Here is an 18,944-nt window from a genome sequence, read left to right as displayed (position 1 = left end):
AGGGAGGCGGCGCCCTGGCCGACGTGCGGTCGCTGGACCTGTCTGGCCTGCACCCCGCGGTGGCGGAGGCGTCCATCGTGGTCGCCTGCGACGTGGACAACCCGCTCACCGGATCCACCGGCGCGGCCCGTGTCTACGGCCCCCAGAAGGGCGCGGACACCGCTGACGTCGTACTCCTCGACGAGGCGCTGGGGCGGTGGGCCGACGTGGTCGCCCGTACGACGGATGCGGACCGACGTGACGTGCCGGGAGGCGGCGCCGCCGGTGGCGTCGGGTTCGCGGCCGTGGCGGTCCTCGACGCCGAGCTGCGACCGGGCATCGAGCTGATGCTCGACCTCCTGCGGTTCGACGAGGTGGTCGCCGGCGGCGACCTGGTGGTGACGGGTGAAGGCTCGCTCGACGCGCAGAGCCTGCACGGCAAGGCGCCCGTCGGCGTCGCGGCGCGCGCCCGCCAGCGCGGAATCCCGGTCGTCGCGGTGTGCGGCCGCCGCCTGCTCACCGACGAGCAGTTGCAGGGTGCCGGGATCGGCGGCGCCTATGCGCTGCTCGACCTCGAGCCCGACGTCGAGGTGTGCCTGCGCTCACCCGGGCCGCTGCTCGCCCGCCTCGGCGAGCAGATCGCCTACGACCGGCTGGTGTGACGGGCCGGGGCTCCCTCGGTGCCGGCCGGCGCGTCAGCCGGTCCTGAGAGCCGGCAACCGGAGCTATCGCCTCAGGCGGTCCGGCCATGTGGACGGAGCGACGCCTTCGGCGACGTAGATGCCCGGCCACCCCTCGACGACCGCAACCGCCACGGACACCGGAACTCCTCTCATCTGGACGGGAGTGGCGGTGTCGACGACCTTGCCGTCGCAGTCGAGGATCTCGCCGGCTGCAAGCGGCTTGACCGGCGCCGGGTGCGAGGTCACCGCGTCCTCGTGGAACGCGTACGTGGTGTCACCGATGCGGAGCTTCGCGGTGCAGTCGCCCGGCTCGTCCGATGACGGCGTGGTGGTCGTCGAGCCACACCCAGCCAGGACCAGCAGGCAGGCCACACTTCTGAGAGAGACCCGTGCCGGGCTCACTCGCGTCAGCCTGAGGACAGCGGGCTGTGGGGGCCGGGCAGCCGCGTGCGGTCGTCGAGCTCCTCCAGGACGGTGAGCGCGTGGTGGAGCAGGTCCAGCTCGTGACGCGGCGCGAGGGCCTGCTTCGCGGACTCGATCCTTCGCCGCAGATGTGCGGCGCGGGTCTCGAGGACGGCCTCGAAGACCGTGCCTCGGGGCGGCCGTGATCGATAGGGGGGGTTCACGAAGCTCATGTCTCCCTGTCTCCTGACCGGTGTCCGCCGGACAGGCTCCACTGGCGCGCCTCCACCCGAGAGCCGCTGCCGGCCCGGGGCTCGTGGCCCGGGCATGACGCTGTCGTTGCTCGACAGAGCCGCGGTGCCCCCCACCCCACGCAGCCCCTGGCCCCACCCTCAGGATCTGCCGAGCACCTCGACTGTCGTCTATTAGACGACGGAGAGCGCATTTAGTGAAGCGTTCGCCAGCATTCTTGACCCCGCACTCGCCTCCCAGACCCCGGCAGCGTCGCCCGTCAGGGGGACGGGGCCGCGACAGCCCGGCACCCGACCTATCCTGTGGCGGACCGAACGCGGACACGAACGGATCTCGGATGACCGGCACGGACCCCCGCCCCGGCGACTGGCTGGGTCGCTACCAGCTCGTCGAGGTCCTCGGCCGAGGCGGCATGGGCACCGTCTACCGCGCGCACGACCCGCAGCTGGAGCGCGACGTCGCCCTCAAGGTCATCAATCCGGCACTCGCCGACGACGGCGGGTTCCGGGAGCGGTTCCGCCGCGAGGCCATGGTGCTGTCGCGGATGGACAGCGACCACGTGGTCTCTGTCTACGACCACGGCGAGCAGGACGGCGCACCCTTCCTCGTCACCCAGCTGGTCCGCGGCGGAGACCTGCTCAGCCTGCTCCGCACCCGGGGGGCGCTGGAGCCGTCGTACGCCCTGGACCTCGTGGCGCAGGTGCTCCGAGGCCTCGCCGACGCGCACGCCGCCGGCGTCGTCCATCGTGACGTGAAGCCGTCCAACGTGCTGCTCAAGGAGGACCTCCGCACGGCGTACCTGTGCGACTTCGGCATCGCCAGCTCGCCCGGGCAGCAGCTGACGCAGACCGGTGTCCTCGTCGGCTCGTCCGCGTACATGGCGCCCGAGCGGCACGCCGGTGAGACGGCTGCGAGCTCCGGCGTGGCCGCCGACGTCTACGCAGTCGGCTGCCTGCTCTGGCACGTGCTGACCGACAGCCAGCCCTATGTCGGCACCGAGGCGGAGGTCGCGATGGGGCACCTGCGGGGCCCGATCCCGCAGCTTCCGGGGCGTGAGGACTTCGTCACGCGGTTCAACGCACTGATGCGACGCTCGATGGCGAAGGACCCGCGGCATCGCTACCCCTCCGCCCGAGCGATGCTGGCGGACCTCACCTCACTGAGGGCGGTCGTGCCGGGCGGGCTGGTGCTCCCGGAGGTGACATCCGTGCGGCAGCCGGTGGTCGGGCCATCGGACCGGCTGTCCGGCCGCCGTCGTGCCCTGGCGGTCACCGTGGTGGCGGTGCTCGTCGCCGGAGGGGCGTACGTCGGGTCGCTGGTCGGCGGCGTCGAGATGGCTCCGTCCGTTCTCGCCACCGACCCCGGCACGTCGCCGGTCGACGCCCCTGACCCCACCGGCGCGACCCGGGAGCAGCCCGGCGCACAGCCCTCGGACACCTCCGCGGACGCTCCCAGCGCCGCGGACGAGGAGGGCCGACGCGACCAGGGCGTCGTCGAGGAGCCGCCGGGCGCTGTCGAGGAGGGACCGGAGGTCGAGCCCCGGGTTGAGACCTCCGCAGACGGCCGTCGGCCGCGACCGGCTCCGAGCAGGTCGGACACGCGGGCACCGAGCCCGACCGCCGCGCCGTCCTCGGCGAGCCCCTCCCCGTCGCCGACGGCCCAGTACCGCTGCTGGAACGGCCGCGAGGTGGTGCGCAGGTCCTCGTGCACGTCACCGGTCAACTGGCGCGGAGCGACCTGGGTCTTCCCGAGCGCGGCGTCGACCCGCGGCTGCACGAAGGTCCCGACCCGGGCCCGGGCTCAGGTCGAGGCCTGGCGCTGCACCTCGAAGGCCCGCGACGGTACGACGAAGGTGCTCGCCTTCCACAGGTGGACCTCGGCCCGAGCCGCAGCCGAGTTCTACTGGTCGCGGCTGGACCCCAGCCGTCACCGCGCCCGCGGACCGTGGACCATCGGCGGCAAGGCCTACGGCCGCTTCCTTCTCGGACGGACGAAGGCCGGGCACGCGGAGACGGTCCGGGTCTACGGTGCTGCCGGCACCAGTCCCTGGGTGGTGATCGCGCGGGCGAGCACGCCCGAACGTCGCTCGACCATGATGCGCAACGTGACCTTCCGGGACCCGAGCTACTTCCGCGCCGTGCCCCTCGACTGAGCCGGCGCGGCCGTCACGCATGCCGACCGCCGGCGCCCCCTCATACGGGGCGCCGGCGCTCGACGCCGGGAGGAACCCCGGTCAGCGGACCCGGCCGTAGAAGACCGAGCCGGTCCAGATCCGGTCCTTACGGACCGGGGTGCCGGGACGCGAGGCGTGCCAGAGCCGGTGATCCCCCGCGTAGATGCCGACGTGGTAGACGTCGCCTCCGTTGTGGAAGAACACCAGGTCGCCCCGCCGGGGGTGCCGGACGTGACGCACCGCCCCGGCCTGGGCGTCGGAGGTGCGGGGGAGCCGCTTGCCGACCCTGCGGAAGACCCACTGGGTCAGGCCCGAGCAGTCGAAGGCGTTCGGCCCGGCGGCGCCGTACGCGTAGGGCCGGCCGGCGCGCGAGCGGGCCGCGGCGACGATGCGCTCGCGTCGCTCCTTGCGCAGCTTCCGCCTCCGCTCCTGCCGAGTGACCTCCTCCTCGGCGGCCTCGCCCACGACGCTCCCGGCGACCGGCTGTGCGGTGGGGCTGGCCGAGGCGTCGGGGGTGGCGACGTCGGTCGGGCCGAGGAGGAAGGCCGAGGCGAGGAGGGGCACAGCGATCAGGCGCGCAGAAGCACGCCACAGGGTGGTGGGCATCGGGTCGACTCCATCAGCGACGCCTGCGAGAGGTGACCTGTCGGGCTTGGGCTGCTGGTGCCCAGGACTCGTCCTTCGCCCCGAGCCGAGCCAGGACGGACCTGGTCGGCGTACTGCTCGGTTCTCCCGTGCCCGCGACTACCTCATCGTTTGTGCGATGTCGCGCCGCGTCGTCGCGGGCCTCGGCGCGACGCGGGCGGCCTGCCCGGACGGGCAGGTCTGTCCACATCGCGCCGTCGGACGCAGATGTCTCGTCGGAGATGTGACCGTCAGATTCCACCTGCTTGCCAGGGCAAGCGCAGTGGTCGCAGTCACGTTGCGGACGTGTCGATCCTCACCCGCGCCGGCCGACTGCGCTCAGTCGCGCTGCTCGCCGGAGGCACCGCGCAGCTGTGGGTCGGCCAGCAGGTACTGCACCATCCGGCCCTCACGGGACCGGTGCGGACGCACCGGCTCAGGCACCATCCGTCCCTCGGCGGTGTCCCAGAACCTGTCCACCCACAGCGCGACGCCGCGGGCCACCTTGCCCGCGATGCCACCGTGCGGCAGGTACGGGTGCGGCCGGGTCGGCACGTGCTGCTCGGCCTCGTAGAGGCGGTCGGCCAGCTCGGCGCGGTCCGGCTCGTCGGTCACCTCGGCCAGGTCGCCGACCAGCCCCTCCTCGAGCTCGCGCTGCCGACCGAGCTCCTGCTCGACGTCGGCCCAGATCGAGTCCCAGGGTCGTCGTACGGCGAACGAGGAGCCGTAGAGCTTCGCCTTCGCCTGGGCGAGCGCCTGCTCGAGCCGCTTGCTCTGCCGCGCGAGCTCCCGGGTCCGGTCACTGCCGTCGGCCAGCAGTCGTCGCGCCGCCGGGACCAGCACCGCGTTCACGGCCGCGACGTGTCGACTCGCGCTGGCCAGGAACGGGTCGATGGCTCGGAACCGGTCGCGTGGCAGGTCGCGCGTCGGTCGGCTCTCCTGTGCATCGGACAGCCGGGCGGCCAGGACGTCATGGGTCTCGCGGATGTTGTCGGCAAGGATGTCGACACTCGAGTCGGTCATGGATCGCCGTCCCTTCAGGCCCCCCCAGTTGCCAGTGTGCGCCGGCCGCGCGCGGCTCACAAGGGACGGCGCATCGGGCCGGGTGCCCAGGCCGAGTGGTGCCTAGGCCTGGGCGGCGACCTTCGCCGGCAACGTCGGGTACTCGACGCCGGAGATGTGCTGCACCGTGCGCACCACCTGGCAGGAGTAGCCGAACTCGTTGTCGTACCAGACGTAGAGGATCGCGCTGTCCCCGTCGACGATCGCCGCGTTGGCGTCGATGATCGACGCGGCCCGCGAGCCGATGAAGTCGCTGGAGACCGCGTCGCTCGCGGCGGTGTAGTCGATCTGGCGGCTCAGCGGCCCGGTCAGCGAGACGTTCCGCAGGTGCTCGAGCACCTCGTCGCGGTCCGTCTCGCGCTTGAGCTGCAGGCTCAGGATCGCGATCGACACGTCCGGCGTGGGGACCCGGATCGAGTTGCCGGTGATCTTCGCCTCGAGGTCGGGCAGTGCCTTCGCGACAGCGGACGCGGCGCCGGTCTCGGTGAGCACCAGGTTGAGCGGCGCGGAGCGGCCGCGGCGGTCCGCCTTGTGGTAGTTGTCCAGCAGGTTCTGGTCGTTGGTGAACGAGTGGACGGTCTCCACGTGGCCGCGGATGATCCCGAACTCGTCCTCGATGGCCTTCAACGGCGGCACGATCGCGTTGGTGGTGCACGACGCGCAGGAGATGATCTTCTCCTCCGGGTCGACCGTCGTGTGGTTGACGCCGTGCACGATGTTCGGGACGTCGCCCTTGCCAGGTGCGGTCAGCAGGACCTTGGCGATGCCGGGGCGGAGGTGCTTGGAGAGCCCCTCGCGGTCCCGCCACCTGCCCGTGTTGTCGATCAGGATCGCGTCGGTGATGCCGTACGCGGTGTAGTCGATCGAGGTCGGGTCGTCGCTGTAGATGACCCGGATGACGTTGCCGTTGGCGACGATGAGGCTGTTCTCCTCGTCGACGGTGATCGTGCCGTTGAACTGGCCGTGCACCGAGTCGCGGCGCAGCAGCGAGGCGCGCTTGGCGAGGTCGCCGTCGCCACCCCGGCGGACCACGACGGCGCGCAGTCGCAGGCCGTTGCCGGAGCCGGACTTCTCGATGAGGAGGCGGGCGACGAGGCGGCCGATCCGGCCGAAGCCGTAGAGGACGACGTCCTGCGGGCCGCGCGGAGCGGTCTTCGCCTCGCCCGTCGCGTCGGAGAGCGCCTGCGCGGTGAACTCGGCGACCGAGAGACCCGCGCCGCTCTCCTTGTAGGCGGCCAGCAGCAGCGCCAGGTCGATCTTGGCCGCGCCCAGGTCGAGCTCGGCGATCGCCAGGAGGAACGGGAAGGTCTCGGCGACCGAGAGCTCCTCGCCCTCGATCATCCGGGCGAAGCGGTGGGTCTTCAGGATGCTGACCACCGACTTGTTCACCAGCGAGCGGCTGTGCAGAAGGATCGTGACGTCCTTCTCGCGGTGCAGCTTGCCGACGATCGGGATCATCGCCTCGGCGAGCTCTTCGTGATGCTTCCAGCGGGTGAACTTGTCTTCGGTGACCGTCACGTCTTCCCCTATACCTGTCGACAAACCGCTCGATCGTAGGGGAGCAGCCCAGCCGGATCGCTAATCGTGCCCGCTGCCCGGACGGGTGCCGTTCATCACAGCGGCGGAGCGGTCAGAGCACCTTCGTGCCGTACATCGAGCCCAACGGGTCTGCCAGCAGCTCGAGCCGCTCGCCGTCCGGGCCGGCGAAGTACAGCGAGACCTCGGACTCCAGCAGGTACTCCACGCCCGCGTCGTCCAGCCTCGCCCGCAGGTGGCCCCACTTCTCGCTGGTGACGGAGATGGCGATGTGGTGCAGGCCGCCGAGAACCTCGGCGTACGGGCCGAGGTCGAGACCCGGCAGGGTGAAGAAGGCGAGCAGGTTGCCTGAGCCCACGTCGAAGAAGAAGTGGTCCGAGCCGGGATAGTCGCGGTTCTCGAAGATCTTGGTCAGCGGGAACTCCAGCAGTCCCTGGTAGAAGTCGATCGTCCTGCGGACGTCGGAGGAGACGAGTGCGGTGTGGTGGATGCCGCGCGCACTGCTCTCAGGGCGCTCGTCCTCCTCGCGGAGGTACTGCCTCCTGATCCGCTCCCGGTCCCGGGCGATGGACTCGAGGTCGATGCTCATCAGCCCCCCTTGGGTGTCGGTTCCTCAGGGAATCATCCTGCAGGCACAGTTGTTGCCATGTCAACCAATGGCTGAGGATCAGAGGCCGGGGGTGCCGATGGCCGTGGTTAGGATGAAGGGGATGAGTAAGACGCGCTGGCTCAACGACGAGGAACAGCGGGCCTGGAGGGCCTGGGTCGACCTCAACGCGAAGCTGTCGGCGCGACTCAACCGCGGGCTCCAGGGGACCGGACTCTCCCTGTCCGACTACGAGATCCTGGTCGCACTGACCGACGACGACGTGACGGACCACAGCCTCCGGATGTACGAGCTCGGCGAGCGGCTGCAGTGGGAGAAGAGCCGGGTCTCCAAGCAGGTCACCCGGATGGCCGCTCGCGGGCTCGTGGAGCGCCGGGACTGCGCCGACGACCGCCGCGGTGCGTTCGTCGAGCTCACCGAGGAGGGCATGGCGGCGATCAAGGCCGCGGCGCCCTCGCACGTGGAGCTGGTCCGCACACTGTTCTTCGAGGGCCTCAGCCCCGACGAGGTCGCCGGCCTCGCGCGGTTCAGCAACGCGGTCCTGGCCCGCCTGGCGGACGAGTCCGGCCAGGGCTGACGGCTCAGCGGACTCAGCAGGCTCAGCAACGAGCCATGTCCTCCACGGCCAGCGACGCGTACGCCATCGCAGCGCCGAGCGGGGCGCCCGGGCCGGGGTAGGCCGAGCCGAAGACCGACGCCGTCGAGTTGCTCGTCGCGTACAGGCCGGGGATCGCCACTCCCACGGTGTCGAGGACGCGGCCGTCGGCGTCGGTGACGAGGCCGCCCTTCGTGCCGAGGTCGGAGAGCACGAACCTCGCCGCGTAGAACGGCGGCTGGTCGACCGGCACCAACGCCTTGTTGGGATCGCCCGCTCCGGCGAAGAAGGTGTCGTACTCGTCCTCGCCACGGCCGAAGTCCTCGTCCGTGCCGGACGCCGCGAAGCGGTTGAACCGTTCGACGGTCGCGGTCAGCCGAGCGGGGTCGAGGCCCGTCGCCGCCGCCAGCCCGTCGACGGTGGGTGCCGTGACCCAGGTGCCCGCGGCGAGGTGGTCGGCAGGGTCGCCCTCCGGCATCGCGATCGCCGGCAGCCGCCCGCTCTCGCGGGAGTCGAAGACGAACCACGACGGGACCCGCTCCGGCGCCTCTGCCATGGTCCGGCCGAACCGGTCGTAGGGCAGGCACTCGTTGGCGTAGCGACGTCCGGTCTGGTCGACCATGAGGCCGCCGCGGAAGCCCAGCGTGAACGAGCCGCTCCCGTCCGGCTGCAGCAGGCCCGGGCAGAACCAGCCGCCACCGGACCAGTCGGTGGCGGCGCCGATCGCCGCCGCGGCGTCGATGATCTCACCGGTGTTGGTGCCACGCGGTGCCATCGTCCAGGCAGCGTCTCCTGGTGTGCCGCGCTGCGACCGCCGCTCGGGACTCCCTTCGAACCCGCCGGCGGCGACGAGGATCCCGCGCCGCGCCCGGACCTCCACCTGTCCGTGAGGTCCCTCGGCAAGCACCGTGTCCGCACGCCCGTCCTGCGCCCGGCGCAGGCCGGTGACGTGGTGCCCGGTCGCGATCGTGCCGCCGTCGCGGACCACCATCGCCGCGAGCCGGCCGATCAGCGCCTGGCCGCCGGAGAGCGTGGCGCGGCCCCCCCGGCCCGCACGATCCCGTTCGACGGGTGGCCGGACGACGGCCGCCACGGCTGGGTCCAGCTCGTCCCGGCGGATGCTCCTCGGCTGGATGGAGCGTCCCATCGGCACCCGGCCCGGTGCGTCGTAGTACTCCGAGAACGGGATCCACTCCAGCTCCATGAGCGGGTCCGCCTCGAGCTCCGCGACGAGCCGTGGCGCCTGCCTCAGGAGCGCCTCGACGCGGGCGTTCTCCGGCCGGTCCAGCACGGCGTTCAGGTAGGTCCGGGCGCCCTCGGTCGAGTCCGGCAGCCCGGAACGCTGCTGGACGTCGCTGCCGGGCAGCCAGCAGGCGCCGCCGGAGTACGCCGAGGTCCCTCCGACCAGATCGGTGCGCTCGAGCACCAGGGTGGCGAGCCCGGCCTTCGCCGCCAGCGCCGCCCCGGTCAGGGCCCCGCCGCCGGAGCCGACCACGACGACGTCGTACTCCTGCTGGAGGGGCACTGCCCCCACGACTCCGCTCACGGAGAGAACGATAACGCGTTCTAGTTCTCGTCGGCATGCGCGCGGTGGTGCCCAACGGCCATCTCCGCGGGCTAGCCTGTGCCCGCCATGACGACCCCGACCGTGACCTCGACCGCGACGACGCCGCCGAGGCGGGGCCCGAGCCGGGCCGGATGGCAGGTCTGGGCCGTCCTCGGCACACTGCTCGCGGCCGTCCCCGCGCAGGCACTGCTCGGCACCCGCCTCGACAGCCCGGTGTTCCAGACCTGGTCGACGGTGTTCCTGGCGATCGTCGTCCAGTCGATCCCCTTCCTCGTGCTGGGCGTCCTGCTCTCGGGACTCATCTCGGCGCTGCTGTCGGAGCGGCTGGTGGCCCGGATGCTGCCCAAGAACGCGGCCCTCGCCGTCCCGATCGCGGGTATCGCCGGGATCGGGCTGCCGACCTGCGAGTGCGCGGCCGTGCCGGTTGCCGGCGGGCTCGCACGGCGCGGAGTGCCGCCCGCCGTGGCCCTGACGTTCCTGCTCGCCGCGCCCGCCGTGAATCCGGCAGTCATCGTCTCCACGGCTGTCGCCTTCCAGGGGCGCGCCGACATGGTGGTCGCCCGATTCGTCGCGTCCATGCTGGTCGCGGTGCTGATCGGGTGGATCTACGTCGGGCTCGCCCAGCGGGTTCCCGCACTCCAGATGCCGCGGCTGCGGGCGATCGTCCACGGCCACGACGGTGAGACGAAGATCGGCCGCTTCGTCGGTGCCGCCTGGCACGACCTGCTCCCGGCAGCAGGGTTCCTCGTCATCGGCGCCCTCATCGCGGCGTCGATCAACGTCCTGGTGCCGTTGCGGATCGTGGAGGCGGTCGGCGGGCAGGTCGTGGTCTCGATCCTCGTGCTCGCCGCCTTCGCCTTCGTCGTCGCCCTCTGCTCGGAGGCGGACGCCTTCATCGCGGTCAGCCTCACCGCGTTCTCCGACACCGCCAAGCTGGTCTTCCTCGTCGTGGGGCCGGCGATGGACGTCAAGCTCGCCGCCATGGAGGCCGGTCAGTTCGGCCGGAGGTTCGCCACCCAGTTCGTGCCCCTCGTCCTGGTCGTCGCGACCACGGTCGCCAGTCTGGTCGGGTGGGTGCTGCTGTGAAGCGCCCGGCACAGGCCCTCGTCCTCACCGCCCTCGGCGGCGTAGCCCTTCGGGTCGGTGTCACCGACGAGTACGCCCGGTACGTCAACGAGTGGATGCGCTGGCCGCTGGTCGCCAGCGGGCTGCTCCTCGTCGCCCTCGCCTTCACGGTGGTCTTCGAGAAGCAGGACGACGACCACGCCACGACCCCGGCCGCCTGGGCCCTGCTGATTCCGGTGGTGATCGCGTTCGTGGTGCAGCCACCCGCCCTCGGCTCGTACGTCGCGGAGCGAGGGGTCAACAACGTGGAGTCGGTGTCCTACGACAAGGCCGCCATCGCCCCACTCCCCGACGGCGAGACCTCCGACATGCTGGTCTACGAGTTCGTGGCGCTCGCCGCGACGTACGGCGACCTGCTCGTCGACCACGACGTCCGGATGACGGGGTTCGTGACGCGGCAGGGTGACGACTGGTTCGTGACCCGGCTGACGATGCGCTGCTGCGCGGCGGACGCCTCCGCCTTCCGGGTCCGGGTCGAGGGAGCGGAGTCGCCGCCGGTCGATCAGTGGGTGCAGGTCACCGGCCGCTGGATCGAGGGGACGGGCGACTCGCCCGACGCTGTCGAGCCCCCGGCCGTCACCGCGACGGACGTCACTCCGGTCGACGAGCCGAGGCGGCCCTACGAATGAGCAGTGCTCGCCGCATCGCGGCGGGGACGTCGGCTCGGGTGGGTCTCGCGGTGCTCCTCGGCGGGGTGCTCGCCGTGGTCCTCTTCCTGCGCCCCGGAGACGACCCGGCGCCCCCGCCGACGTCGCCGCGCAGCGCGGCGCCGAGCGGCGTGATGCCTTCGGCGACGCCGTCCATCCCGCCGAGCCCGAAGGAGTTCTGCGATGCCTACCGGACGATGGCAGGGGCGCAGAGCCAGTACGTCGTGACGCCGGATGCACGGGCGGCGGAGCTGCTGCGCGAGCGAGCCGACCAGCTGCTCGCTGTCGGAACGCCCGCGTCGATGCCCCTGACGGCGCGCGGGGGGTTCTTCGTCGAGCTCTCGGGCGTCTACGCCTCGATCGGTCTGGCGCTGGCTCCCGAGGCGATCCCGGGGGCGGCGGAGCTCGCCGAGGTCCAGGGCGCGTCTGCCGCGTTCGGTTCCTTTCTCGCCGGCTCGTGTCCGCCGTTCTGAGCCGGAGGCGACGTCCTGACCCGAAGCTCCGTGCCGGGTGACTGGTATCTGAATTGACTCTGAGAATCGTTCTCACTACGGTCGGCGTGACATCGTCCGTCGAAAGGTCCGCCTGTCATGCATCGTCCGACCCCCCCTCGCCTCGCCGCCGCCCTGAGCGTCGGGCTGCTCGCCCTGAGCGGCTGTGGCACCAGCTCCGGATCCGAGGAGGAGTCGGACACCCTGCGGATCGCAGGTCCGTTCGAGGTGCACAGCCTCGACCCGGCAGCCGACGGCGAGGTCTTCACGCGTCTCCAGGTCGTCGAGACCCTGGTGACCAGCGACATCCAGGGTGAGCTGGCCCCGGGCCTGGCGACGACGTGGTCGTCCTCGAGCGACTACAAGGAGTGGGAGTTCGAGCTCGTCGAGGACGTCACCTTCCACGACGGCACCGCCCTGACCCCCGAGGTCGTCGTGGCGGCGCTCGAGAAGGCAGCCGCGGCGACGGCCAGCCCGCTCGCCGAGGTGCCGATCGAGCACCTCACCGCCGAGGACTCCTCCGTGGTCGTCGAGCTCGACAAGCCCTACCTGACGCTGCCCGCCGTGCTGACGCACTACAGCACCGTGATCCTCGCGCCCGGCGCCTATGAGGGCGACCGGGTCACCTCCGTCATCGGCACCGGGCCCTACCAGGTGGACCGGATCGAGCTGCCCGCGTCCATCGAGACCGTCCGGTTCGACGACTGGCGCGGCGAGGCGCCGGCGATCGAACGGGTTACCTTCCAAGCCGTCGGCCGAGCCGAGTCCCGAGCGCTGATGGCCGTCAGCGATCAGGCCGACATCGTCTTCGGACTGGAGCCCGCCGGTCGTCAGCGGGTCGACTCGAGCGACGGAGTGGCGATGGAGTCGGGCCTCCAGCCGCGCACCATCCTGCTCAAGGTCAATGCCGGTCACCCCACCCTGAAGGACCTGCGGGTGCGTCGCGCGCTCAGCCTGGCGCTCGACCGCGAGGCGATGGCCGAGGCCGTGCTGCGGGAGAAGGAGCTGGCCGCCACCCAGCTGCTGCCGCCGTCCCTGGAGACCTGGGCCGCCGACGTGGAGCCGCTGACCCAGGACGTCGAGGCGGCCCGGGCACTGCTTGCCGAGGCGGGCTGGGAGCCGGGTGCCGATGGCACTCTGCACAAGGACGGCAGGCCTCTGGAGCTGAAGCTGCTGACCTATCCCGACCGCCCCGAGCTGCCGGCCCTCGCGACAGCCATCCAGGCCGCGATGGGCGAGATCGGGATGAAGGTCGACGTCGAGGTCAGCAACTCCAGCGAGATCCCGGCCGGCCAGGCGGACGGCAGCCTCGAGCTCGCGCTGATCGCCAAGCACTTCGCGCTCGTCTCCGATCCTCTGGTCGACGTCGCGGCCGTCTTCGCGCCCGAGGGCTCCGACTGGGGAGTCATGAACTGGAGCTCGCCGGCGGTGCAGGAGGCCATCGACAGCCTGGAGGCCGGCGCCTCGGGGGCCGACGCCGAACAGCACCGCGCGACCGTCGTCCGCACGGTGCAGGAGGAGCTGCCGCTGATCCCCGTCGCCTGGTACCGGATGAACGCCGCGGTGAACGACCGCGTCGAGGGCTTCGTGATGGACCCCCTGGAGGCGAACTGGCGGCTCACCGACTTGACGTGGGCATCGTGAGCCGTCGCAACGCCGCACTCGCGAAGGTCCTGGCGCGCCGGTCCGCACAGGCCGGCGGCGTGGCCATGGTCGTGTCACTCCTGTGCTTCCTGATCGTGCTCCGCCTCCCCGGCGACGCCGCCTACCGGATCGCAGCGGGGCGCTACGGGTACGACCTCGTGGACCAGGAGACAGCCGACTCGGTCCGGGCCGAGCTCGGGCTCGACCGGCCGGCGTGGCAACAGCTGGGTGGCTGGTTGCTCGACGTGGTGCAGCTCGACTTCGGACGGTCCCTGGTCACCTCGCGACCGGTGGTCGAGGAGGTCGGCTACTACCTGCTCGGGACGCTGCAGCTGGCCGGCGTGGCACTGCTGCTGGCGGTGGCCATCGGCGGCAGCGCCGGCGTGCTCGCGGCGCGCCGGCCGGGCGGCATTGTCGACCGGCTCACCAGCACCTGGGTGGCCAGTGTCCGCGCCGTGCCCCCGTTCCTGCTCGGCCTGTTGCTCGTGGTGGTGTTCTCCGCGCAGCTCGGCCTGCTCCCGGCCGTCGGGCACGGCGACGCGGCCAGCATCGTGCTGCCGGCCCTGACTCTGGGCATCGGGCTCTCGGGCCTGGTCGCCCGGGTCACCCGGGACTCCGTCGTGGAGGTCCGGCAGTCCGACTACGTGCGCTTCGCCCACACCAAGGGACTCGCCGAGCGTTGGATCCTCCTGCGCCATGTCGTCCGCAACGCCGCAGTCGTGCTGGTGCCCTACCTCGGTGTGCAGGCGGTGATCCTGATCGAAGGCGTGGTCGTGGTGGAGAGCCTGTTCTCGTGGCAGGGACTGGGGCACGCGATGGTGCACGCGGTCTTCTGGCGCGACGTGCCGGTGCTGCAGGCGACGGCCCTGGTGCTCGCTCTCCTGATCGTCGCCGTCAACACCGCGGTGGATCTCGCGGTCCTCTGGCTCGACCCGCGGCCGCGCCGGCACGAGGTGGCCGCATGACCACGCCCCTCCTCGAGGCTTCGGCCCCCCTCGGCTCCCGGCGGCGCGGTCGAACCACCCGCCGCGTCGCCGGCGTCGCCCTGGCCGGCCTGGTGGCCTTCGCCGTCGTCGGTCCGCTGGTGCTGCCCGACCCGGCTGCGCAGGACCTCGGCCGGTTCCTCGAAGCCCCCACGCTCGCGGAGCCCTTGGGCCGGGACGACTACGGCCGCAGCGTGCTGGCCCGGGTCGCCCACGCGACCCGGCTCTCGCTGGTGCTGGCGGCACTGTGTGTCGCCACGGCGCTGATCCTCGGCACCGTGGCCGGGATCGCCTCCGCCTGGTTCGGCGGCTGGGTCGACGCGATCCTCCGCTCCGTGTCCGAGGCCTTCGTCGCCATCCCGGCCCTGCTGGTGGTGCTGCTGGTGTCCGCCCTCGCCTCGGGCGGCAGCCTGTGGGCGCTCTACCTGGGACTCGCCCTGGCCCAGTGGGTGGAGTACTTCCGCGTCGTACGGGCCCGCGCGGGCCTGGTGCTGGGATCCCCGGCCGTCGAAGCGGCCGGCCTGCTCGAGCTCGGCCCCGTCCACGTCGTACGACGCCACCTGTGGCCGGACCTGCGCCCGCTGCTGACCACGATCGCCTCGCTCGGGATGGTCACCTCGATCCTGGCGATGTCGACGCTCGGCTTCGTCAAGGTCGGCCTGGAGCCACCACGGGCCGAGCTCGGACTGATGATCACCGAGTCCTTCCCCTTCTACGATGTCGCGCCCTGGATGTCGCTCGCACCGATCGCGGTGCTGTTCCTCCTGACCGTCTGCTTCCTGGGTCTGCGCAGCTCCGAGGACAACGCATGACCGACCTGACCATGACCGACCTGACACTGTCCGGCCACGACCTGAGGGTCCCGAGGGCCGTCGTCCGGCACGGCGAGACCCCACTCGTCGACGTCGCCGACCTGCAGGTCGCCCCGGGCCGGCCGTTGACCATCGTCGGGGAGAGCGGGTCCGGCAAGTCCGTGCTCGCCCACGCCCTGATGGGGACCCTGCCGCCGGAGCTCGTGCCCGAGGGGACGATGTCGATCGGGCCCGCGCGCTTCGACCTCGCCGATCGCCGCGGCCGTCGCCACCTGTGGGGGCACCATGTGGCGCTGCTCCCGCAGGAGCCGGCCCTGGCGCTCGATCCCACGATGCGGGTCCGACACCAGGTGGCCGAGGGGGCGCCCGGGTGGCGTCCCCGCAGCACCGCGGCGCTGCGCCTCGCTGAGGAGAGGCTGCGCGACCTGGGCCTCGCGAACGCGGGGAGCGCCTACCCGCACACGCTCTCCGGCGGCATGGCCCAGCGAGTGGCCTACGCCGCGGCCACCATCGGTGGCGCCCGGATCCTGATCGTCGACGAGCCCTCGAAGGGGCTCGACCCGGGGTCGCTGGACCGACTCGCCGACCTGCTCACCCGTCACTCCGCCGAGGGCGGCCTGCTCGTGACCATCACCCACGACCTTCGCCTCGCGCGACGCCTGGGGGGCGACGTACTCGTGATGCGCGAGGCGTCGGTCGTCGAGGCGGGACCGGTGGAGCAGGTGCTGTCCGCCTCGGCCGATCCCTACACCCGGCGTCTGGTCGGCGCCGAGCCGTCCCGCTGGAGATTCCCCTGGATGACGGTCGGCGCCGCCCGACCGGCGGAGGGAGAGCCGGTCGTGGCGGCCGAGGCCATCGCGAAGTCGTACGGCGAGACCCCGCTGTTCGACGACCTCTCGGTCGAGATCCGGCGCGGCGAGCGCTGGGCCGTCACCGGCCCGAGCGGTGTCGGCAAGACGACGCTGGGCAACGCGCTGCTCCGTCTGACCGCGCTGGACCGCGGAGCGGTCCGGCACAGCGAAGTCGCTCGTGGGGGACGCCTGCAGAAGCTGTACCAGGACCCCGCGCTGTCCTTCCCCCGACGCGTGCCGCTGGCAGCGGCCATGCGTGACGTGGTGCGGCGCCACGGCGCCGAGGAGGGGCGTGTCCGCTCCCTGCTCTCCGAGGTCGGGCTGCCGCTCGATGTCCTGGACCGGCGGCCGAGCCAGGTCTCGGGCGGCGAGCTCCAGCGGATCGCGATCGTCCGCGCCATGCTGACGCGACCGGTGCTGATCTTCGCGGACGAGGCCACCTCCCGGCTGGACCTCGCCAGCCAGGAGACCACCATGGACATCCTGATGACCGAGGTCGCCGACTCCGGCTGCGCTCTGCTGCTGGTCACCCACGACGTGGACCTCGCCGCCGCCACGACGGACCATCGGCTCCACCTCGGGCCGGCCGACGGGGCGGCGCTCGACCAAGCCGGAGCGTCGGTCCCGGTCTGAGTGCTGCCGGACGCGACGGCGGCCGAGCTCCCGATGGGAAGCTCGGCCGCCGCTGTCGTCGGTCCGGGCAGTCAGCCCTGGCGGGCCTTCAGACGCGGGTTCTGCTTGTTGATCACGTGGATCCGCCCGCGTCGACGGACGACCTGCGAGCCGGGCTGGCTCTTCAGCGATCGGATGGAGTTGCGCACCTTCATCGTGTCCTCCTTCCCGTGGTCGGGTCGACGATCCCGGCGAGCACGGCGCCGACCAGGCGTCGTGGGACGCGATGACGGACGCCGTCGATCGTGACCGGCACCAGATCGGGTGCGGTCGCCTTCCACTGGGACCGCCGGTGCCGGGTCCTGCTCCTGGAGGTACGGCGCTTCGGGACCGCCATCACGCCACCTTCCGGATCGGCCCGAGCCACGGCTCGAACCCGTCCTCCGCCCCATCCCAGCCGTGACGCGGGGCCTCGTCGTCCGCGACCAGGAGGTCGGCGAACGACGTGCGCAGCCCGGCGGGAGCGACACCGACACCGGTGACGACGATCCGGGTGAACGGCCGTCGGGATCCCCAGCCGGCGTGGTCGCCGATGCTGAGCTGCCCGCCTGCGCCGTCCCACTCCAGGGCGCGCTCGGGCCGGGTCGGCAGCCAGAAGCAACCTCGGGAGCGGTGGTGGCCGCCGCCGATCAGCTCCAGCGACTCCAGCAGCCGTTCGGGGTGGAACGGCTGCAGGGACTGCAGGTCGAGCCTCCAGATTCCCTCGGTCCGGACGTCGGCGAGGGCGTCGGTCCGGGTCGGGGACGTCCAGGCCCGGCTGTGGGCGTCCTGGTGGAGACCGCCGAGCAGCGCTGCTGCGTCGAGGACGTGGCCGCCCTCGGCGATCGCGGTGCCCGGTCGGGCCAGCGCGCGGACCAGGCCGACGGCCACAGGGTCGGCCGCATCGTCGAAGACCAGCGCGTCGGCGTACTCGACCATGGCGCAGAGCACCTCGCCCACGCCGCGCCGGTCGTCGTGGGAGCAGTGGTGGCCGCGATCGGCCAGCAGGTCGTCGCCGAGCAGGTCGCGGACCGGGTGGCGGGACCCGAGGGCGGTGACCACGGCGGAGACCCGCAGGAAGCGCGCCAGGCGGGTGTCCCAGGTGAGCGCGGAGCACACCTGTGCGGGCTCGGCGCTCACCGGAAGGTGGGCCACGATGCTCTGCCACCGCCCGTCGCGCGCCAGGCGCTCGAGCGTCGGCACGATGTCCTCACGGATCGCGCAGCTCACGCACGCGTGCTCGAGCAGTGTCTCGTGCCGCTCGATGATGCCGGTGACGTCGCTGACGGTGCGGGTGAGCACCTGGCGGTCGACGTCGATGTGGTGGCGGACGGCGACTGCTCCGGGCAGGTCGAACTGGAGGCCGACCATGGCGGAGGCCATCGCGTCCGGCGCGACGCCCGAGAGCAGGACGACGGGGATCCTCATCGGCCGGCCTCCCCGGCCCCGGACCGACGGCCGTAGCGCCGCTCGAACGCCTCGACGCGGCCCTCGCTGTCGACCACGCGGCCGCGGCCGGTCCAGAACGGGTGGCTGTGCACGGTCACGTCGACGTCGACGACCGGGTAGGTGACGCCGTCCACGTCGACCGTGCGGCTGGCCTCGATCCGGCCGGCGAGCGTCGACCGGGTGACCACCAGGTCGCCGGTGGCGCTGTCCCGAAAGGCCACCGGTCCGTACCCGGGATGGATCCCCTGCTTCATGATGTGGTCCCTCCATGCTTAGAATGAGAATCGTTCTCACATCATGCCAGAGAGGTTCCCCGATGTCACAGGTGTGTCAGGTCACCGGAGCGCGACCAGCGTTCGGCAACGCCGTCTCCCATTCCCACCGCCGGACCAGACGCCGCTTCGACGTCAACGTCCAGCGCAAGCGCTACTGGGTGCCCTCCCTCGGTCGGCACCTGACGCTGCGGGTCAGCGCCCGCGGCATCAAGACGATCGACCAGAACGGGATCGACGCGGTGGTCAGCGGGATGCTCGCCCGCGGGGAGCGTGTCTGATGGCGAAGCGGGGCTCGGACGTCCGGCCGATCGTCAAGCTGCGCTCGACCGCCGGCACCGGCTTCACCTACGTCACCCGCAAGAACCGGCGCAACGACCCCGACCGGCTGGTGCTGCGCAAGTACGACCCACGCGTGCGTCGGCACGTCGACTTTCGCGAGGAGCGCTGATGGCGAAGCGGAGCAAGGTCGCGGCCGACCGCCGGCGGCGCGCGGTCGTCGCGCGGTACGCCGAGCGCCGGGCGGCCCTGGAGGAGGC

The 18,944-nt window shown here is 72.0% G+C and carries 23 protein-coding genes; 12 read left to right on the top strand and 11 right to left on the bottom strand.

Translation table 11 applies throughout. The annotated features are described in order from the left end of the window. On the top strand, positions 1–641 hold a 641-nt coding region (locus tag E7Z54_RS14435; protein ID WP_136434832.1), incomplete at its 5' end, for a glycerate kinase family protein. A 63-nt stretch (positions 642–704) separates the two neighbouring features. Here E7Z54_RS14435 and E7Z54_RS14430 read toward each other — a convergent pair. Together E7Z54_RS14430 and E7Z54_RS14425 are read right to left on the bottom strand one after the other, a co-directional pair. After that, entirely contained in the window at positions 705–1,064 is a 360-nt protein-coding gene (locus tag E7Z54_RS14430; RefSeq protein WP_136434830.1) for a hypothetical protein, read from the bottom strand. Positions 1,065–1,069: 5 nt separating this feature from the next. Next, positions 1,070–1,297 (bottom strand): hypothetical protein, encoded by a 228-nt coding sequence (locus E7Z54_RS14425; protein ID WP_136434828.1) that lies wholly within the window; start codon positions 1,295–1,297, stop codon positions 1,070–1,072. A gap of 356 nt (positions 1,298–1,653) precedes the next feature. Between E7Z54_RS14425 and E7Z54_RS14420 the strand changes: the two genes are divergently transcribed. Further along, the gene (locus tag E7Z54_RS14420; RefSeq protein ID WP_136434826.1) at positions 1,654–3,468 is read left to right on the top strand and encodes a serine/threonine-protein kinase; all 1,815 of its coding nucleotides are present in this window, start codon (positions 1,654–1,656) and stop codon (positions 3,466–3,468) included. A gap of 81 nt (positions 3,469–3,549) precedes the next feature. Here E7Z54_RS14420 and E7Z54_RS14415 read toward each other — a convergent pair whose 3' ends face one another. From E7Z54_RS14415 to E7Z54_RS14400, 4 genes are all read right to left on the bottom strand, one after another. Next, positions 3,550–4,095: a C40 family peptidase gene (locus E7Z54_RS14415; protein WP_136434824.1), complete on the bottom strand. Its 546-nt coding sequence runs from the start codon at positions 4,093–4,095 to the stop codon at positions 3,550–3,552. A gap of 357 nt (positions 4,096–4,452) precedes the next feature. Beyond that, a complete protein-coding gene (locus tag E7Z54_RS14410; protein WP_136434822.1) occupies positions 4,453–5,136 on the bottom strand; it encodes a hypothetical protein in 684 nt (227 codons plus the stop codon). Between the two features lie 102 nt (positions 5,137–5,238). Continuing rightward, entirely contained in the window at positions 5,239–6,693 is a 1,455-nt protein-coding gene (locus E7Z54_RS14405) for a glyceraldehyde-3-phosphate dehydrogenase (protein ID WP_136434820.1), read from the bottom strand. A gap of 112 nt (positions 6,694–6,805) precedes the next feature. Continuing rightward, positions 6,806–7,300, bottom strand: a complete 495-nt coding sequence (locus tag E7Z54_RS14400) for a VOC family protein (protein WP_136434818.1) — start codon at positions 7,298–7,300, stop codon at positions 6,806–6,808. A gap of 121 nt (positions 7,301–7,421) precedes the next feature. Between E7Z54_RS14400 and E7Z54_RS14395 the strand changes: the two genes are divergently transcribed. Next, entirely contained in the window at positions 7,422–7,895 is a 474-nt protein-coding gene (locus E7Z54_RS14395) for a MarR family winged helix-turn-helix transcriptional regulator (protein WP_136434816.1), read from the top strand. 22 nt (positions 7,896–7,917) lie between these two features. Here the strand turns inward: E7Z54_RS14395 and E7Z54_RS14390 are convergent, their stop codons facing one another. Beyond that, the gene (locus E7Z54_RS14390) at positions 7,918–9,459 is read right to left on the bottom strand and encodes an FAD-dependent oxidoreductase (protein WP_136434815.1); all 1,542 of its coding nucleotides are present in this window, start codon (positions 9,457–9,459) and stop codon (positions 7,918–7,920) included. An 87-nt stretch (positions 9,460–9,546) separates the two neighbouring features. Between E7Z54_RS14390 and E7Z54_RS14385 the strand changes: the two genes are divergently transcribed. From E7Z54_RS14385 to E7Z54_RS14355, 7 genes are all read left to right on the top strand, one after another. Then, positions 9,547–10,566, top strand: coding sequence for a permease (locus tag E7Z54_RS14385; protein ID WP_136434813.1), 1,020 nt, complete (start codon positions 9,547–9,549; stop codon positions 10,564–10,566). Continuing rightward, entirely contained in the window at positions 10,551–11,234 is a 684-nt protein-coding gene (locus tag E7Z54_RS14380) for a TIGR03943 family putative permease subunit (protein WP_136434811.1), read from the top strand. The genes E7Z54_RS14385 and E7Z54_RS14380 overlap by 16 nt, the downstream gene beginning before the upstream one ends. Next, complete coding sequence (locus E7Z54_RS14375) at positions 11,231–11,725, top strand: hypothetical protein (protein ID WP_136434809.1); 495 nt, start codon at positions 11,231–11,233, stop codon at positions 11,723–11,725. The genes E7Z54_RS14380 and E7Z54_RS14375 overlap by 4 nt, the downstream gene beginning before the upstream one ends. A gap of 117 nt (positions 11,726–11,842) precedes the next feature. Next, positions 11,843–13,387, top strand: a complete 1,545-nt coding sequence (locus E7Z54_RS14370; RefSeq protein WP_136434807.1) for an ABC transporter substrate-binding protein — start codon at positions 11,843–11,845, stop codon at positions 13,385–13,387. After that, complete coding sequence (locus E7Z54_RS14365) at positions 13,384–14,352, top strand: ABC transporter permease (RefSeq protein ID WP_206056220.1); 969 nt, start codon at positions 13,384–13,386, stop codon at positions 14,350–14,352. The genes E7Z54_RS14370 and E7Z54_RS14365 overlap by 4 nt, the downstream gene beginning before the upstream one ends. Further along, entirely contained in the window at positions 14,349–15,182 is an 834-nt protein-coding gene (locus E7Z54_RS14360) for an ABC transporter permease (protein ID WP_136434806.1), read from the top strand. Before E7Z54_RS14365 ends, E7Z54_RS14360 begins: the two co-directional genes overlap by 4 nt. Beyond that, positions 15,179–16,666, top strand: coding sequence for an ABC transporter ATP-binding protein (locus tag E7Z54_RS14355; protein WP_136434804.1), 1,488 nt, complete (start codon positions 15,179–15,181; stop codon positions 16,664–16,666). The genes E7Z54_RS14360 and E7Z54_RS14355 overlap by 4 nt, the downstream gene beginning before the upstream one ends. Before the next feature lie 71 nt (positions 16,667–16,737). On the opposite strand, the gene ykgO is transcribed toward E7Z54_RS14355, so the two are convergent. Genes ykgO through E7Z54_RS14335 form a run of 4 tightly spaced genes read right to left on the bottom strand, consistent with a single transcriptional unit; the run spans position 16,738 to position 18,387 of the window. Further along, positions 16,738–16,860, bottom strand: a complete 123-nt coding sequence (ykgO, locus tag E7Z54_RS14350) for a type B 50S ribosomal protein L36 (RefSeq protein WP_136434802.1) — start codon at positions 16,858–16,860, stop codon at positions 16,738–16,740. Further along, entirely contained in the window at positions 16,857–17,042 is a 186-nt protein-coding gene (rpmF, locus tag E7Z54_RS14345; protein WP_136434800.1) for a 50S ribosomal protein L32, read from the bottom strand. The genes ykgO and rpmF overlap by 4 nt, the downstream gene beginning before the upstream one ends. After that, the gene (locus E7Z54_RS14340; RefSeq protein WP_136434798.1) at positions 17,042–18,112 is read right to left on the bottom strand and encodes a CobW family GTP-binding protein; all 1,071 of its coding nucleotides are present in this window, start codon (positions 18,110–18,112) and stop codon (positions 17,042–17,044) included. Before E7Z54_RS14340 ends, rpmF begins: the two co-directional genes overlap by 1 nt. After that, positions 18,109–18,387 carry a type B 50S ribosomal protein L31 gene (locus E7Z54_RS14335; protein WP_136434796.1) on the bottom strand — a complete coding sequence of 93 codons (279 nt, stop codon included), beginning with the start codon at positions 18,385–18,387 and terminating at the stop codon, positions 18,109–18,111. Before E7Z54_RS14335 ends, E7Z54_RS14340 begins: the two co-directional genes overlap by 4 nt. A gap of 62 nt (positions 18,388–18,449) precedes the next feature. Here E7Z54_RS14335 and rpmB point away from each other — a divergent pair, with 62 nt between their 5' ends. Together rpmB and rpmG are read left to right on the top strand one after the other, a co-directional pair. Beyond that, positions 18,450–18,686: a 50S ribosomal protein L28 gene (rpmB, locus tag E7Z54_RS14330; protein WP_136434794.1), complete on the top strand. Its 237-nt coding sequence runs from the start codon at positions 18,450–18,452 to the stop codon at positions 18,684–18,686. Next, positions 18,686–18,856, top strand: coding sequence for a 50S ribosomal protein L33 (gene rpmG, locus E7Z54_RS14325; RefSeq protein ID WP_136434792.1), 171 nt, complete (start codon positions 18,686–18,688; stop codon positions 18,854–18,856). The genes rpmB and rpmG overlap by 1 nt, the downstream gene beginning before the upstream one ends. Positions 18,857–18,944: the final 88 nt, after the last annotated feature.

Source organism: Nocardioides sp., assembly GCF_004803405.1.
In the GTDB taxonomy this organism is placed as follows: domain Bacteria; phylum Actinomycetota; class Actinomycetes; order Propionibacteriales; family Nocardioidaceae; genus Nocardioides; species Nocardioides vastitatis.
The sequence above is the reverse complement of the archived record's forward strand: the minus strand, read 5'-3'. Positions and strand labels throughout refer to the sequence as shown.